At 42.3% G+C, this 18863-nt stretch carries 11 protein-coding genes; all 11 read left to right on the top strand.

The genetic code is table 11. From position 1 onward, the window contains the following. Nucleotides 1-1262: lamin tail domain-containing protein (locus ACT8YW_RS11485; protein WP_444105002.1), on the top strand; the 1262-nt coding region annotated here is incomplete at its 5' end. A gap of 91 nt (nucleotides 1263-1353) precedes the next feature. Next, nucleotides 1354-2826, top strand: coding sequence for a sodium:solute symporter (locus tag ACT8YW_RS11480; RefSeq protein ID WP_444105000.1), 1473 nt, complete (start codon nucleotides 1354-1356; stop codon nucleotides 2824-2826). Nucleotides 2827-2839: 13 nt separating this feature from the next. Continuing rightward, on the top strand, nucleotides 2840-5290 hold the full coding sequence (locus tag ACT8YW_RS11475) for a DUF4922 domain-containing protein (protein WP_444104998.1): 2451 nt from the start codon (nucleotides 2840-2842) through the stop codon (nucleotides 5288-5290). A 12-nt stretch (nucleotides 5291-5302) separates the two neighbouring features. Continuing rightward, the gene (locus ACT8YW_RS11470; RefSeq protein ID WP_444104996.1) at nucleotides 5303-6673 is read left to right on the top strand and encodes a SpoIID/LytB domain-containing protein; all 1371 of its coding nucleotides are present in this window, start codon (nucleotides 5303-5305) and stop codon (nucleotides 6671-6673) included. Between the two features lie 16 nt (nucleotides 6674-6689). Continuing rightward, on the top strand, nucleotides 6690-7973 hold the full coding sequence (locus ACT8YW_RS11465; protein WP_004299693.1) for an MFS transporter: 1284 nt from the start codon (nucleotides 6690-6692) through the stop codon (nucleotides 7971-7973). A 38-nt stretch (nucleotides 7974-8011) separates the two neighbouring features. Continuing rightward, nucleotides 8012-9127 carry an acyltransferase family protein gene (locus ACT8YW_RS11460; protein WP_444104994.1) on the top strand — a complete coding sequence of 372 codons (1116 nt, stop codon included), beginning with the start codon at nucleotides 8012-8014 and terminating at the stop codon, nucleotides 9125-9127. Beyond that, nucleotides 9124-9975, top strand: coding sequence for an ATPase (locus ACT8YW_RS11455; protein ID WP_254029430.1), 852 nt, complete (start codon nucleotides 9124-9126; stop codon nucleotides 9973-9975). The genes ACT8YW_RS11460 and ACT8YW_RS11455 overlap by 4 nt, the downstream gene beginning before the upstream one ends. A 31-nt stretch (nucleotides 9976-10006) precedes the next feature. Further along, nucleotides 10007-10822 carry an N-acetylmuramic acid 6-phosphate etherase gene (murQ, locus tag ACT8YW_RS11450; RefSeq protein WP_050486432.1) on the top strand — a complete coding sequence of 272 codons (816 nt, stop codon included), beginning with the start codon at nucleotides 10007-10009 and terminating at the stop codon, nucleotides 10820-10822. A 374-nt stretch (nucleotides 10823-11196) separates the two neighbouring features. Then, nucleotides 11197-13128, top strand: coding sequence for a sialate O-acetylesterase (locus ACT8YW_RS11445; protein WP_444104991.1), 1932 nt, complete (start codon nucleotides 11197-11199; stop codon nucleotides 13126-13128). Nucleotides 13129-13191: 63 nt separating this feature from the next. Then, the gene (locus tag ACT8YW_RS11440) at nucleotides 13192-15729 is read left to right on the top strand and encodes a glycosyl hydrolase 115 family protein (protein ID WP_444104989.1); all 2538 of its coding nucleotides are present in this window, start codon (nucleotides 13192-13194) and stop codon (nucleotides 15727-15729) included. A gap of 580 nt (nucleotides 15730-16309) precedes the next feature. After that, nucleotides 16310-18754: a glycoside hydrolase family 95 protein gene (locus tag ACT8YW_RS11435; RefSeq protein WP_444104987.1), complete on the top strand. Its 2445-nt coding sequence runs from the start codon at nucleotides 16310-16312 to the stop codon at nucleotides 18752-18754. The last annotated feature ends 109 nt before the right edge of the window (nucleotides 18755-18863 follow it).

Here is an 18863-nt window from a genome sequence, read left to right as displayed (position 1 = left end):
AAGCATTTGCTTTCCTAAGTATCTTCATCATATTGTTCTATAATTGTTCGCTCCCTGCTAATGACGAAGAAAAAGGAGATTCAGAAGGAGAGGATACAGTTACCTCCGAACTTCCCTGGGAAGGAGAGATGGACAAATTCACCATCAATTCTAAAGAAGGAATCCATCTGAATGATCCATACGAAGACGCCGGAACAGCTTATGTCACCATTCCTTCCACCTCTGTAAAAAATACCCGTTGGGAATTTGGAGTTCACCTCACCTTTAATCCTTCCGCTAACAATTATGCACGATTTTATCTGACTTCTTCCTCAAACATTCTTTCCGGTAATTTAAACGGTTATTATATTCAGATAGGAGGAGCCAAAGATAATGTAACTCTTTATCGTCAAAACGGAGACCAATCTAAACTACTGGCTTCGGGAAGAGAGTTGATGAAAGGAGACTCTTCACCGAAACTATATATAAAAGTAGAACGTGACAATAATGGTTACTGGACTTTTTGGACACGACGTGAATCCGAGAATGAATACGTAAAAGAAAAACAAATAAAAGATACCGATATACAAACTTCCCGCTACTGCGGTATATACTGCATTTACACCAAAACCCGCTGTAAAGGATTTACATTTCATCACATACAGCTATCTAATAACGTAGAAACGGACACTACACCTGATGAAACACCCGATCATCCCGGAACAGACATTCCAGATAATCCGAACACCCCCGAATTACCGAAAGATGTGAGAGGTATGCTTCTTTTCAATGAAATCATGTATAATAATGCCACTGATGGTGCAGAATATATAGAAATCTACAATCCGACTGAACAGGCTATCATCTTACCGGTACTTTATCTATATAAGATGTATAAAGACGGGGCAATATACAATACTACCATCCTTCAAAATGAAAGTCCTTCTACTCCCCTAACCATTCCTGCCAAAGCATATCTTTGCTTCACGAAATACTTCAACAGAGTCGTTCAGAAACATAAAGTCGGTGGAGAAAATATAATAATTATACCGAACTTCCCGGCACTGAACAATAATGGCGGGTATCTGGCACTTTCAAGTAGTAAAGAGACTGCACCAGGACATACTTTTGACACTTGTTGTTTTAGAGATGAAATGCACACCATTGATAAAATAACCGGCGTTTCGCTTGAAAAGAAATCTCCGGAGTTGTCCTCGCTCAACAAAAACTGGCGTTCCTCCAAACATGCCACCGGAGGCACACCCGGAATAAAAAATATGTAAGAGTATGTATATCTATGATAAATTCCCTACATTTGTAGGCAAAGTAAACAAGTTCCGGATATTCATCCTCAAACGAATTTAAACAGCAGATATGAGTCCAGCCGTTATATCTATTACTACTGTGGCATACTTTATCATCCTGTTCACTATCTCTTATATAGCAGGACGCAAAGCCGACAATGAAGGATTCTTTGTAGGAAACCGTAAATCAGTCTGGTATATCGTTTCCTTTGCCATGATCGGTTCCACCATTTCCGGAGTCACTTTCGTTTCCGTTCCGGGCATGGTACAGGCAAGCAGCTTTTCTTACCTGCAGATGGTGCTGGGATTTATAGTAGGACAAATTATCATCGCGTTTGTACTCGTTCCTCTCTTTTATCGGATGAACCTGGTTTCCATTTATGAATATCTGGAGAACAGGTTCGGAAGCTCATCCTACCAGACGGGGGCATGGTTCTTTTTCATTTCAAAGATGTTAGGGGCAGCCGTCCGACTCTTTCTCGTATGCCTGACATTGCAGTTTCTTATCTTCGAACCTTTCCATCTTCCATTCCTGTTGAATGTGATCCTTACGGTATTTATCGTATGGCTTTACACTTTCCGTGGTGGAGTGAAATCATTGATATGGACGGATGTTCTAAAAACATTCTGCCTCGTAGTATCGGTTATACTTTGCATCTATTATATTGCTTCCAGTCTGCATCTGAATTTCAGTGGTCTGGTTAGTACGATTTCAGATAGTGACTTTTCCAAGACATTCTTTTTTGACGATGTCAATGACAAACGATATTTCTTCAAGCAATTCCTGGCAGGTGTATTCACCGTTATTGCCATGAACGGACTCGACCAGGATATGATGCAGCGCAACCTTAGCTGCAAAAACTTCCGGGACTCGCAAAAGAATATGATTACCAGTGGAATCTCACAGTTCTTTGTCATTCTGCTTTTTCTGATGCTGGGAGTACTGCTATATACATTTACAGCACAGCAAGGCATCGAGAATCCGGGAAAAAGCGATGAGTTATTTCCAATGATCGCTACCGGAAATTATTTCCCCGGCATAGTCGGAATATTATTCATTATCGGACTGATAGCCTCCGCTTATTCTGCAGCGGGTTCTGCCTTGACGGCACTGACCACTTCTTTCACCGTAGATATTTTACATGCACAGAGAAAAGGAGATGCGGCACTTAGCAAGATACGCAAACATGTACATATCGGTATGGCAATTGTGATGGGGGCAGTCATTTTCGTATTCAATTTGCTGAACAACACCAGTGTGATTGATGCGATTTACACATTGGCCAGTTATACGTATGGTCCTATCTTAGGACTGTTCGCTTTCGGCATCTTCACCAAGAAACAAGTTTATGATAAATATATTCCGTTGGTAGCTATCGCTTCTCCCATTCTTTGCTATATCCTGCAAAGAAATGCGGAAGCATGGTTCAACGGTTACCAAATTAGTTACGAGCTGCTATTATTTAACGCTGCATTTACTTTCATCGGACTTTGCTTCCTCATTCGAAAGAAATCAACTATGGACAATACGACAGTTCTTTAATATTAAAATCAAGATGAAGAAGAAAATTAACTGCTTCATACCTTTCGGTACCCCGGAAGATACCATGCAGACAGTGAAAGAACTACAAGCGTCAGAGCTAGTTAATAAAATCTATTTATTAGGTTCGGTGCCCGGTAAGAAAGCTCTTCCGGGGTGTGAATATCTCTCTGTTAAAGGGTTCTGTTCCACAGACACAATGAAAACAATTTCAGCCAATGCCAATTCGGAATATACTCTGTTCTACTTGAAACAAACTCCATTAAAACTGGGACTGTATGCCTTGGAACGCATGGTGCAAATCATGGAGAACGATCAAAAGAATGGAATAGTTTATGCCGACCACTATCAGCTGATTAACGGAGAACTTAAACAAGCACCTGTCATTGACTACCAATTAGGAAGTGTCCGGGATGATTTCGATTTCGGCTCTATGCTTCTATTCAGTTCTTCTGCCTTCACTAAAATAGCAAATGCTTTGCGTGAAGAGTACGAATACGCAGGACTATATGCTATGCGTCTATTCATCTCTTACAAATATTCAATTGTGCACATCAATGAATATCTATACACCGAAATTGAAACAGATACCAGGAAAAGCGGAGAGAAACAATTCGACTATGTAAACCCCAAAAATCGGGAAGTGCAAATTGAAATGGAAGCTGCCTGCACCGAATACCTGAAATGTATTGATGCTTATTTCATGCCTACTTCTTCACGGCCTGTAAATCTTCACAGCGAAAACTTTGAATTCGAGGCATCTGTCATCATCCCTGTGCGCAATCGTGCTCATACCATCCGTGATGCTGTCAACTCGGCTTTAAACCAGCGGACCACTTTTCCTTTTAACATTATTGTTATCGACAATCATTCCACCGATGGAACGACGGAAATACTCCAGGAACTAAGTACCGATAAGAAATTAATCCATATCATCCCCCAAGAGAATGATTTAGGCATAGGAGGTTGTTGGAACAAAGGTGTACATCACGAAAAATGTGGAAAGTTCGCCATACAGTTAGACAGTGACGATTTATACAAAGACGAATCCACTTTACAGAAAGTCGTAGATACTTTTTATAAGGAAAGCTGCGCAATGGTCATAGGCACTTATCTAATGACCGACTTCCAACTAAACGAGATAGCCCCCGGTATTATTGATCACAAAGAGTGGACACCCGAAAATGGAAAGAACAACGCTCTACGTATCAATGGTTTGGGTGCTCCACGAGCTTTCTACACTCCTATTCTTCGTGATATCAAATTGCCGAATACCAGCTATGGAGAAGATTATGCCATAGGATTACAAATCTCACGGGAATATAAGATAGGACGTATCTATGATGTAATATACCTCTGTCGCCGTTGGGAAGGTAACTCCGACGCCGCATTAAGCACAGAAAAAGTCAATCGGAACAACTTCTACAAAGACCGAATCCGCACATGGGAAATTAAGAGCAGAATCCAGATGCATACTATTGATCAAGAGTTTCAGGAACTTGTAGAAGAAATGATAGAAAACCAAAAAGAAAACTGGGAACTTGCGAAAAGGAACTATAAAGCGTTGGAAGAAAATCTGGAAAAGAAAAAAGTATTGAAGCTGAAGGAAGAAGATAGAGAGATGAAAGTTAGAATTTTCCCGAATCCTCAACGCATCCTCTCGACCACGGCAAAAACAGATAGTCATTCTATCCAAGAAAGGCCTTGTTTCTTATGCGGGAAAAACCGCCCTGCAGAGCAAACCTATCTACCATTCGGACATTATGAGGTATGCCTCAATCCTTACCCCATTTTTCAGCGTCACTTGACAATCATCGATAAGGAACATACTCCACAAAGCATGAAAGGACGTTTTGAAGATATGCTTCACTTAGCTGAAAACTTGGACGAGTTCTATATACTCTATAACGGACCGGAGTGCGGTGCTTCCGCCCCTGACCACATGCATTTCCAGGCAGCAGGAAAAGAAGAAGAACTGACTAATCCTTTTGAGATGAATTTCTTGACGGATATATTAGAAAATGGAAATAGCGTAACAACTTATGTAGACGATGTATTTACAACTTGCATAGGTATTACATCAGGCCTGAAAGTTGAATTAATGCAACAATTTGAAAAGGTCTACAAAAATCTTTCCGCCATTTATTCGGATAAAGAACCTTTAATCAACATGATAACCTGGTATGGTCTCGATAAAATAAGCCATTTCGGAGGTGACGAAATAGAAGTATGGAATTGCATCATTTTCCTACGCTCAAAACATCGTCCCGATTGCTATTATACCGCAAATGAAAAAGGGCTATTAATAAGTCCGGCTGTTGCAGAAATGGGTGGCATATTCCCGATTGTCAGAGAAGAAGACATGGATAAATTAAACGCCAAAAAACTCACAGAGATTTACAAGGAGATAAGTTTATCTCCCCAACAATTAAATACTCTATGCGATCAATTATTCAAAAAGAAATAGTAATAAAGTAGTATGCGAGTCCCCCTAATAAGTGTTGGTATTCTTTCCGGGAAAGAGATTGAATTTTCTTTCCCTATAAAATTTATCTCTTCCGACGGAACGGAAAGCTCCGGTATGCAAAAGGCTATTTACCGGGAGGGGAAGATTCATTGGCAAGGGAAAGAATATAATGAATTATCTTTCACTCCCCAACAAGGTGCACCTGCTTTCTTTGAACTGAAAGATGTGATCATTGGAATCAACTTCCATTGGGAACGCAAAGAAGTCCAGAAATTCAAAGGGGAGTTAAAGATCATCATCGAAGGGGAACAACTTACTGCTATCAATATTATTTCCATCGAAGAATATCTCATCAGTGTGATTTCATCAGAAATGAGTGCTACTGCTTCTTTAGAACTACTAAAGGCACATGCTGTTATTTCCCGAAGTTGGCTGTTGAATAAGTGTAAGACAGAGAGTAGAAAACAGGAAATGAAGAACGAGAAAACAGGAAAGTCTATACAGAAGGATAGCGCAACCTGTTCTCCATCTTTCGTTTCGGATTCTCAATTTATCAAATGGTATGACCACGAAGCGCACAAAAACTTTGACGTATGCGCAGACGATCACTGCCAACGGTATCAAGGAATCACACGTGCCTCAACACCACAAGCTATCGAAGCAGTCACTGCTACTCGGGGCGAAGTATTGATGTATGCAGGAACGATTTGTGATGCCCGTTTCTCTAAATGTTGCGGCGGGGCTTTTGAAGAGTTCCAGAATTGTTGGGAAAACGTAAAGCACCCCTATCTCATCGGTCAACGGGACTGTAAGATCGAAGACCAACTACCCGATTTGACAATAGAGACGGAGGCTGATAAATGGATTCGTACTTCTCCTGTCGCATTCTGCCACACGCAGGACAAAAAGATTCTAAGCCAGGTTTTAAACAACTATGACCAGGAAACGACAGACTTCTATCGTTGGAAAGTCTGCTACTCCCAACAAGAACTTTCAACCCTGATTCATCAACGTTCGGGGATTGATTTCGGGCAAATTCTGGACTTAATTCCTATAGAACGGGGAACGTCGGGACGCCTTGTCCGATTGAAGATTGTAGGAACCTTGCGGACACTTATTATCGGAAAAGAGCTGGAAATACGTCGTACCCTATCTACTTCCCATCTTTATAGTTCCGCCTTCGTAATAGACAAGGAATATGAAGAAAAGGGAGATAAAAAAGATAAAATTCCTTCACGATTCATCCTTACCGGAGCCGGATGGGGACATGGAGTAGGACTTTGTCAGATTGGTGCTGCCGTAATGGGAGAGCAAGGTTATAAGTATGAAGAAATACTGTCTCACTATTACCCCGGCAGTACGCTCGAAAAACAATATCAATGAAAAAAAGAACAATGCCATGACAACACCCACTATAAAAAGAAATCCCTGGAGCTGGATACCAACCCTCTACTTCGCAGAAGGGCTGCCCTATGTAGCGGTAATGACGATTGCTGTTATCATGTACAAGCGTTTGGGATTATCCAATACGGAAATAGCCTTATACACTTCCTGGCTCTATCTTCCCTGGACTATCAAACCTCTATGGAGTCCATTCGTCGATCTGGTGAAAACAAAACGGGCTTGGATTATCGCCATGCAAGGGTTCATCGCTGCCGGATTTGCAGGGATAGCCTTCTTTATCCCAACTGCACATTATGTACAGTTGACTCTTGCTTTTTTCTGGTTGCTAGCCTTCAGCTCCGCTACACATGACATCGCTGCAGATGGTTTCTATATGCTCGGACTCAATAATAAGGAACAATCTTTCTTTGTCGGTATCCGGAATACCTTCTATCGGCTTGCCAACATTTTCGGGCAGGGAATTCTTGTCATGCTGGCAGGATGGTTGGAAACATCACAAAACAATATTCCCTTGGCATGGAGTATTACATTCTACCTTCTTGCAGGATTGTTTCTTGCTCTTACTATCTATCATCGTCTGATTCTCCCCCATCCTGATTCGGACATTAAACGTCCCGGACTCACACCGGGTAAATTGTTGGGAGATTTTCTTCTGACCTTTGTCACCTTCTTCAAGAAAAAGAACCTGGGTCTCATGTTCTTTTTCCTTCTCACTTACCGGTTGGGAGAATCACAGTTAGCCAAAATAGCTTCTCCTTTCCTGCTCGATGCTACCGATAAAGGTGGGCTAGCTTTATCTACCGCAACTGTCGGAATGATCTATGGAACTATAGGCGTCATAGCTTTATTAGTTGGCGGAATCATCAGTGGTTTCCTCGTTTCCCGCGACGGATTCAGAAAATGGATATTACCTATGGCGTTAGCTATCAACCTTCCTGATCTATTATATGTATGGATGGCTGCCGCCACTCCGGATAATCCTATATTTATAGCCATTTGCGTAGCTATCGAACAACTGGGCTATGGTTTCGGCTTTACCGCTTATATGCTATATCTGATTTATATTGCGGAAGGCGAACACAAAACGGCGCACTATGCTATCGGAACCGGCTTTATGGCACTTGGTATGATGCTTCCGGGGATGCCTGCAGGATGGATACAGGAGCATCTCGGATACACCAACTTCTTTATTTGGGTTTGTATTTGTACCCTACCCGGTATCGTCGCCTCATTAATGATCCGCAACCGACTGGAAGATTCTTTCGGAAAGAAACAATAAACTTACTTATTAACTTAACACATTAAAAAGTGACAGTCATGAATACAACAAGTAACAAACGCCTTTTGGCACTCGATGTAATGCGAGGCATTACTATCGCAGGAATGATTCTGGTTAATAATCCGGGCTCTTGGGGACATGCATACGCTCCCCTAAAACATGCCCAATGGAACGGTCTTACCCCCACAGACCTGGTTTTCCCTTTCTTCATGTTTATCATGGGAATCTCCACCTACATCTCACTTAAAAAGTATAACTTTACATTCAGTACTCCGGCTGCCCTGAAAATAATCAAAAGAACCATTGTTATTTTCCTTATCGGAATAGCCCTCAACTGGTTTGCCTTACTGTGTTACACCCACAATCCTCTCCCATTTGAGCAAATTCGCATCTTGGGAGTCATGCAGCGTCTTGCGCTCTGCTATGGTGCTTCAGCACTTATTGCCTTGCTATTGAAACACAAGTATATACCTTATCTGATTGTGGTATTATTAGTAGGTTATTTCATTATTCTCATTACCGGTAATGGTTTTGCCTACAACGAAACGAATATTCTTTCCATCGTCGACCGCAGCATCTTGGGAGACGCTCATATGTATCAAGACAACCACATCGACCCGGAAGGACTTCTTAGCACTATTCCTTCTATCGCACACGTATTGATCGGATTTTGCGTCGGCAAACTACTCATGGAAGTAAAAGATATACATGAAAAATTGGAACGGCTTTTCCTTATCGGTACTATCCTGACTTTTGCAGGTTTCCTATTTAGCTATGGTTGCCCATTCAACAAAAAGATATGGTCGCCCACCTTTGTGCTGGTCACTTGCGGATTAGGCTCCAGCCTATTAGCTTTACTCGTCTGGATTATCGATATCAAAGGATGTAAAAAATGGAGCCGTTTCTTTGAATCTTTCGGAGTGAATCCTCTCTTTATTTATGTAATGGCAGGTGTCATCGCCGTTTTGGTAGGCGCTATCACCGTCACTTATCAGGGAGAAAGTGTCTCCATCCAACAAGTCGTCAACAGATGTGCCCTCCAACCTGTTTTCGGGGATGAAGGAGGTTCTCTTGCCTATGCTATCCTCTTTGTCTTACTTAACTGGTCAATAGGCTATATATTATACAAAAAGAAAATATACATTAAGATATGATACTCATTGCAGATAGTGGTTCTACCAAAACCGACTGGTGCATCGTTTTCAACGACACCCCAATCAAACGAATTGGAACGAAAGGAATCAATCCCTTCTTCCAATCAGAAGAAGAGATTCAACAAGAGCTGACACATTCCCTTTTGCCACAACTACCGGAAGGAACGATCAACTCCGTCTTTTTTTATGGTGCAGGATGCACTCCCGAAAGAGCTCCCGTTCTCCGACGGGCCATTGCAGACAGTCTGCCCGTCATTGGAAACATCAAAGCCAATTCGGATATGCTTGCTGCTGCCCGCGGACTATGCGGACATGAAGCTGGGATTGCCTGCATCCTCGGCACAGGTTCCAATTCTTGTTTCTACAACGGTGAAGAGATTGTCAACAACATCTCCCCTTTAGGCTTTATCTTGGGCGACGAGGGAAGTGGAGCTGTCCTTGGCAAATTACTGGTAGGAGACATCCTGAAAAACCAGCTTCCACCCACCATCAAGGAAGCTTTCTTAAAACAGTTCGACTTGACAGCTCCCGAAATCATCGACCGGGTTTATCGTCAACCTTTCCCGAACCGTTTTCTGGCTAGTCTCTCCCCCTTTATAGCGCAACATCTGGAAGAGCCGGGGATACGACAATTAGTGCTTGATAGTTTTATTGCTTTCTTCCGAAGAAACGTAATGCAATATGATTACACGCAGTACCCTGTACATTTTATCGGATCAGTGGCTCACTGCTACAGGGAGATATTACAAGAAGCTGCACAAGAGACAGGAATCAGAATCGGAAAGATTCTGCAAAGTCCGATGGAGGGGCTAATTTTATATCATACCGCTTCATCTCAATCCTTGTAATTTGTATTTTTAGTCAATTGCCATTATCAATATGCAGATAACTGAACAACCGTCGCTCTACGACAATCTGGAAAAGAAGTCCGTACGAGAAATATTAGAAGACATTAACCGGGAAGACCAAAAGGTAGCGTTAGCCGTACAAAAAGCCATTCCACAAATCGAACAGCTCGTCAACCAAATTGTACCCCGCATGAAACAGGGTGGACGTATCTTTTACATGGGTGCAGGTACCAGTGGGCGCTTGGGAGTGCTGGACGCTTCCGAAATTCCTCCTACTTTCGGAATGCCCCCAACCTGGATTATCGGATTGATAGCCGGGGGGGATACAGCCCTGCGCAATCCGGTAGAAGGTGCCGAGGACGATATGAGCCGAGGATGGGAAGAACTTACGGAATATCATATCAATCAAAAAGATACAGTGATTGGCATTGCCGCTTCGGGCACTACTCCTTATGTAATCGGTGCCTTACGGGAGGCCCGCAAGCATGGCATCCTGACAGGTTGCATCACCAGCAATCCGAATTCTCCGATGGCGGCAGAAGCAGATGTCGCCATCGAAATGATTGTCGGTCCGGAATATGTCACAGGAAGTTCGAGAATGAAATCAGGCACCGGACAGAAAATGATTCTGAACATGATTAGCACGTCGGTGATGATTCAACTCGGACGGGTAAAAGGAAATAAGATGGTAAACATGCAACTTAGTAATCATAAACTGGTAGAAAGAGGAACCAGGATGATTATGGAGGAACTAGGATTGGATCATGATCATGCACAAAAATTATTGCTGTTACACGGTTCTGTAAAAAAAGCGATTGACGCTTACCGATATTCTCAAGATCATTAAAATCTCTACTTACTCTTGTTTAATCAAGAGTATATTATACGCATCACATACCAATCTTATTAATACGGAATATGACACATTAACCATTATTATTCATCCGACAGTCTCATAGATACAATACAAAAAGATTTTGAAACAAAATCAAAAAGATTTATTGAACAAACCGGTTTGTTCACACTTCTTCATTTTATCCCCAAAGAAAAAAACTTCAAGAAATAGTAGATTGGTATCAACAGAATAAATAATTGAAACATACCCAAAGCCCGTTCTTATCAATACCAACTATCTTTGCATCGTGTCACAGTACAGACGAAAAATAAACCATTCTTGGAATTTAAGACACAAAGAAGATAATCTCGCTAAATATAATATTTATGAAGAAGAACATTTGCATCATTTTGAGCCTGCTGTTATATACAATAGGAATGCAGGCAGAAGTAAGACTTCCCGGAATCTTTTCCGACAAGATGGTTTTACAACGTGACACCCCTATCCCATTATGGGGTTTTGCAGATCCTAAAGAAACTGTTGTTATTGAATTCAACGGAAAGCAATACAAAACCCGGGCTTCCCAAACAGGAGAATGGGCGGTCAACCTGCAGAAGCACAAGGCCGGAGGTCCCTACGAATTGAGAGTCAACCAGAAAATAATACAAGATGTATACGTAGGCGACGTGTATCTATGCAGCGGACAATCGAATATGGAACTTACCGTAAAGCGTGTTATGGATAAATACAGGGATGAAATCATGTCGTATGAAAACAATCTGATCCGTTATACCAAAACGTCGTACGCTTACAACTTTATCGAGCCTCAACAAGATAGCAATAATGAATGGAAAATCTGTACCCGGGAGAATACGTTGGACTTCGCAGCCCTATGTTATTTCTTTGCAAAAGAAATGCAGGCAGAAAAAGGAGTTGCAATTGGTATTATCAATAGTAGCTGGGGAGGGACAAACATAGCATCATGGTCTACCCGCCAGTCACTCGAGAAATATGCCAGATTCCGGGAAAAGCTCCAATCCCCACAGTACTTCCATCCTGATTATCCGGATTCTGTGAAGAACGCCCAAAATGAACAAGTGAATCAATGGCATCGACAACAATCGGCAAATGACCTTGGGAACAAAGAAAAATGGACAAGTGACGGTTTCGACGCTTCAGATTGGGAGAAAGTGGATGTATTCAACTCCAATTGGGGAGGTAGTTGGAACACTCCTCTCAATGGAGTCCATTACTTCCGCCAACGAATTAACATACCCGAATCATTAGCCGGACAACAAGCTGTTTTACGCGTGGGAACACTAAAAGACTCGGATGCTACCTATATAAACGGTATCTGTGTAGGAAGAACAAGTTATCAATATCCTCCGCGTATTTACCAAGTCCCGACAGACTTACTCCGTGCCGGTGAAAACGAGATTGTCATCCGCCTTGTCAGCAGTGCCGGACGTCCGGAATTTGTAAAAGGGAAGCCTTACCAATTGGAAATAGCCGGTCAGACAATTCCGCTGACCGCTATGTGGCAGCATAAAATAGGCTGTACAATGAAGCGTATTCCTTCCACTATCGGATTCCAAAATGAACCCACCGGACTATATAATAGTATGATTCATCCGCTACGTAACTACGGAATACGAGGCATAATCTGGTATCAGGGAGAGTCGGATACGGGTCCTGAAGGTAGCAAACATTATGAAAGACATCTGATTGATCTTGTAAACGACTGGCGTACCCAATGGAACAATAAAAACCTGCCTTTCGTCATTGTGCAACTTGCGAATTACCAACAAAGAAGCAAGGTGCCTGTAGAAAGCGGCAACGCACAAGTACGTGAAGCACAACGCAAGGCAAGTCTCCAGTTAAAGAATGTCGGACTGGCCACGGCCATTGATTTAGGTGAAAGTAATGATATTCATCCACTCAACAAAAAAGACTTGGCACACCGTTGTGTGCTTCAAATGAACAAACTTTCTTTCGGTGAGAAGAATATCGTAGCGGAAGGGCCTATGGCTGAAGCTGCCGAATTAAAAGAAAACGGTCGGATCGTTATCTCTTTCAGGCAAGGAACAGGCTCTTTAAAGCAAGCTAAATCATTAGAAGGCATTGCCATTGCTGCCAATGATGGAAAATATAAATTTGTAGAGGGCTATACCGAAGGGGATAAAGTAATTGCTTTATGGAACGGAAAAGGAATACCGGCAAGCATCCGCTATGCATGGGAAAACAATCCACCCTCTTCCATCTATAATACAGAAGGACTTCCTGCATCCAGTTTCCAATTACCAATTATCAACAAATAGAATATCCGGTTACAGTGAAACATAAGATCAATGATTAACAACAAATTACTAAATATTGAAACCATGAAAAAGTTATTTCTATTCTTCTACCTCTCTGTTGTGAGTATAGCGGCATTTGCCGCTGAACAATTTGTAATATTCACACCGGCCGGTAATCATTTTCCGTTGGTTGCCAACGGAGTTCCTTGTCCGATATACATAGATTCTTCCGAAGACAAAGGGGTAATGATTGCTGCCGGCAATCTTCAACAAGACATACTGCAAGTATGCGGAAAAAAGCCCGAACTCTTAACAAGCACAAGTTCGAAACGGTGTATCATTGCAGGTACTTATGGCACTCCTTTTATAAAGAAGCTGATGTCAGCAGGCAAAATAGACAAAAAGGAATTGGATAGAAAAAATGAAAAATACATCCTGCAAGTCATCGCCAATCCTTGTGAGGGAATAGATGAAGCGGTAGTTATCATCGGCAGCGACAGACGCGGCACTATTTATGGTATCTACGAGCTTTCTGAACAGATGGGAGTATCTCCCTGGTATTGGTGGGCAGATGTTCCCGTCATGAAACAAGCAAATGTATATATTAAACCCGGACAATACTCGGACGGAGAGCCGGCCGTAACCTATCGCGGTATCTTTCTGAATGATGAAGCGCCGTGTCTTACCCGATGGGTAAAACACACATACGGTACCAACTATGGCGACCATCGTTTTTATGCACGGGTGTGTGAACTGATACTACGCCTGAAAGGTAATTTCCTTTGGCCGGCCATGTGGAGCTGGGCTTTCTATGCTGACGACCCGCAGAATAGTAAAACAGCAAGTGAAATGGGAGTCATTATCGGCACGTCCCACCACGAACCGATGGCACGCAACCATCAGGAATGGTCACGCAAGCGCAAAGAATATGGTGCATGGGATTATACAACTAACCAAAAAGTGATCGATCAGTTTTTCCGTGAAGGCATCGAACGGATGCAGGGTACAGAAGATATCGTAACCATCGGTATGCGCGGAGACGGTGACGCAGCCATGAGTAAAAGCACCAATGTGAAACTTCTGGAGAATGTAGTCAAGAATCAGCGCAAGATTATTGAAGAAGTCACCAAACGTCCGGCCAAAGAGACTCCGCAAGTATGGGCGTTGTATAAAGAAGTATTGGATTATTACGATAAAGGTATGCGTGTGCCCGATGATGTTATCATGCTATTGTGTGATGATAATTGGGGCAATGTATGCCGCCTGCCAAATGCCAAAGAACGCAAGCATCCGGGCGGTTGGGGCATGTATTACCATGTAGACTACGTAGGTGCTCCGAGAAACTCTAAATGGCTGAACGTAACCCCTATACAAAATATGTGGGAGCAACTTCAACTCACATACGATTACGGAGTAGAAAAGCTGTGGATATTGAATGTAGGCGATTTAAAGCCAATGGAATATCCGATCACGCTCTTCATGGATATGGCATGGAATCCCAAGCAATTCAACGTCTCCAACTTGCTGGAGCATCCCCGTCGTTTCTGCGCACAGCAGTTTGGCGAAGACCAGGCGGATGAAGCCATGCGAATCTTAAACCTGTACAGCAAATACAACGGCCGCGTGACGGGAGAAATGCTCGACCGGAATACTTATAACCTGGAGACCGGCGAATGGAAACAAGTATCTGATGAATATCTGAAACTGGAAGCGGAAGCTTTGAGACAATACATATCACTGAAACCGGAATATAAAGATGCCTACAAGCAATTAATCCTCTTCCCCGTTCAAGCCATGGCAAACCTGTACGAAATGTATTATGCACAAGCCATGAACCATAAATTGTATAAAGAAAACAATCCGCAAGCTAACGAATGGGCAGATAAAGTGGAACAGGCTTTTGCACGGGATAAAGCGTTGAGTGACGATTATAACAACATTATGTCCGGTGGCAAATGGAAGAATATGATGATTCAGAAACATATCGGCTATACCTCATGGAATGATAACTTCCCCGCTGATACACTGCCTAAAATCTACCGAATCGAAAATCCGGAAAAGGCTGTCGGCGGATACGTCTTCACCGGACAAGACGGATATATAGCCATAGAAGCCGAACATTACTACAGCGCTAAAGCAGCGCCTGGTACGGAATGGACAGTGATTCCCTATATGGGGCGTACCCTTAGTGGCATGGCTCTGATGCCTTACACACAACCAACTGACGGAGCTTCTATCTCCTACAAGATAAAGTTGCCTAAAGGAATTGACGAGGTGACTGTCCATGTGATAGTCAAATCAACTCTTGCTTTCCACGATCGCAAAGGCCATGAGTATAGTATCGGATTTGAAGGAGGAAAGGATCAGACGATCAATTTCAATCATAACTTAAACGAGCTTCCTGAAAATGTATACAGCATATACTATCCGACAGTCGCACGACGCATCGTTGAGAAAAAAGCAAAACTGAATGTACCGAATACATCAGACGGCATGCAGACACTAATTTTCAAACCTCTTGATCCGGGCATCGTGCTGGAAAAGTTGGTTGTAGACTACGGAGGCTACAAGAAATCTTATCTGTTTATGAATGAATCGAAAAGCAAGAGAAATAATAGATAAAAAGATCAATGTAGAGACAAGTCAATTACTACACACTGATTGTATTTACATATAAATTTTGCAGTTCTTATTGTCAGCCGTCATTCCTATTCATTAGACAAATGATTTCCAACACATTAGACGCTGACAATAAGCCCTGACAATAGGCTGACAATAACATTTTATAGGTTTTATTGTCAGCCTATTATTTTATAATTTTGCTCTCCCATATCTCCTATCCATCCAGCTTTACTTACCTTTCAAGAAAAGCCTCCATTAAACATCCGTCATACAACCGGCATACTTATATCATTCAATAACTATTGTTCGATCAGGATACCGGTATCCCAACGCAACTATACCAGCTTCCCTTCTCATACCTCCCTACTTAATCAGCTTGCAAACAAGCTACTTGACAAGAAGGAAGGACTGATAATAAATCAAAAAGAAACCAGCAGTTATTATTTTATCCTATGGAACATACACCATATATATTAGTAACATAAATATGGAAAGAAGTTACTTCCAAGGTAGATTTCAGAAACAGTTTTTTGCCTTTTGTATTGGAAAATGAGCTACCTTTGCTACAAATCCATATAATATGAACAGAAACACTTTTTTTGTATTATTCCTATTAATAAGCAACCTTGTTTCAGGACAGGACCTGAAACTGTGGTATAGTCAACCTGCACAAAATTGGTCGGAAGCTCTCCCTATTGGTAACTCCCGTCTTGGAGCCATGGTATATGGCGGAATCGAACGCGAAGAATTACAACTCAACGAAGAAACATTTTGGGCAGGTTCTCCATACAATAATAATAACCCGAATGCCGTACATGTGCTACCGGTTGTACGCAAACAGATTTTTGAAGGGAGAAACAAGGAAGCGCAAAGCCTCATTGACGCCAACTTCTTAACCCAGCAACACGGAATGAGCTATCTGACATTAGGTAGTCTTTACCTGGAATTTCCGGAACACCAAAACGCATCCGGCTTTTACCGCGATCTGAATCTGGAGAATGCAACGACAACTACCCGTTATCAAGTAGATGACGTCACTTATACCCGCACCACTTTTGCTTCATTTACTGATAATGTCATTATTATGCATATCAAAGCAAGTAAAGCAAACGCACTGAACTTTACTATTGCATATAACTGCCCTCTAGTACATAAGGTGAATGTTCAGAATGTTCAGAATGATCAGCTGACCGTCACCTGTCAAGGGAAAGAGCAGGAAGGTTTGAAAGCTGCACTACGGGCAGAATGTCAAATCCAGGTAAAAACGAATGGCACTCTCCGCCCGGCAGGAAATACTCTCCAAATAAATGAAGGAACAGAAGCCACCCTTTATATATCGGCAGCAACCAACTACGTAAACTACCAGGATGTCAGCGCCGATGAATCCCACCGAACCAGCGAATATCTGAAAAGAGCAATGCAAATACCTTACGAAAAAGCTCTCAAAAACCATATCGCTTATTATAAAAAACAATTTGACCGTGTACGCCTTACATTACCGGCAGGCAAAGCTTCCCAACTGGAGACTCCCAAACGAATTGAAAACTTCGGAAATGGGGAAGACATGGCAATGGCAGCTCTACTTTTCCATTATGGACGTTATCTGCTGATTTCTTCTTCGCAACCGGGTGGGCAACCGGCTAATCTGCAAGGTATATGGAATAACAGTACTCATGCACCCTGGGATAGCAAATACACCATCAATATCAATACAGAAATGAACTATTGGCCGGCAGAAGTCACTAATTTAAGTGAAACACATAGTCCGTTATTCTCTATGTTGAAAGATTTATCCGTCACAGGGGCCAAAACCGCCCGAAGCATGTATAACTCACGCGGATGGGTGGCACATCATAACACCGACTTATGGAGAATCTGTGGTGTAGTCGATTTTGCAGCAGCCGGCATGTGGCCTAGCGGCGGTGCATGGTTGGCCCAACATATCTGGCAACATTATCTTTTCACCGGAGATCAAGAATTTCTAAAAGAATATTATCCGATATTGAAAGGAACCGCACAATTCTATATGGACTTTCTGGTAGAACATCCTACCTATAAATGGCTGGTGGTAGCTCCCTCCGTATCGCCTGAACATGGTCCGGTCACTGCCGGTTGCACCATGGATAACCAGATTGCCTTTGATGCACTGCATAATACCTTATTGGCTTCATACATCGCAGGTGAAGCCCCCTCTTTCCAAGACTCCCTCAAACAAACACTAGAGAAGTTACCACCTATGCAAATAGGAAAACATAACCAACTACAAGAATGGCTTGAAGATATTGACAATCCCAAGGACGAGCACCGTCATATTTCACATTTGTACGGACTATATCCGAGTAATCAAATTTCTCCATACTCAAATCCCGAGTTATTCCAGGCAGCAAGAAACACATTGCTTCAACGCGGTGATAAGGCTACCGGTTGGAGTATCGGCTGGAAAGTCAACTTCTGGGCACGTATGCTGGATGGAAACCATGCCTTCCAAATCATCAAAAATATGATTCAACTATTGCCCAACGATCACTTGGCTAAAGAATATCCGAACGGACGTACCTATCCCAATATGCTGGATGCCCATCCGCCTTTCCAGATTGACGGTAATTTCGGTTATACAGCCGGAGTAGCGGAAATGTTGCTCCAAAGTCATGACGGTGCCGTACATTTATTGCCGGCATTGCCTGATGCATGGGAAGAAGGAAGTGTGAAGGGGCTGGTGGCACGTGGAAACTTTACTGTTGATATGGACTGGAAAAACAATGTGTTAAATAAAGCGATCATCCGGTCGAATATAGGCGGTACGCTCCGCATCCGGTCTTATGTCCCACTAAAAGGGAAAGGCTTAAAACAAGCAAACGGGAAAGAGTGCTCAAATAGATTATTCGCCACCACTCCTATCAAGCAACCTCTTGTAGCCAAAGGAGTAAGTGCGCAGTCTCCCAAACTGCAGAAGGTTTACGAATATGACATCGAAACAAAAGCCGGTAAAAGCTATATTGTAAATACAATGAAAGGAAAACAATAATACATAAGGAGAGGTTAATCTTTTCTCATGTTACATTTTTCACAAACGATGTTACAACATCTGATTGTACTCCCGGAGCCTAATGAAAATATTCATCTTTTATTAGGTT

This window comes from Bacteroides sp. (assembly GCF_052357945.1).
Classification (GTDB): Bacteria; Bacteroidota; Bacteroidia; order Bacteroidales; family Bacteroidaceae; genus Bacteroides.
The sequence above is the reverse complement of the archived record's forward strand: the minus strand, read 5'-3'. Positions and strand labels throughout refer to the sequence as shown.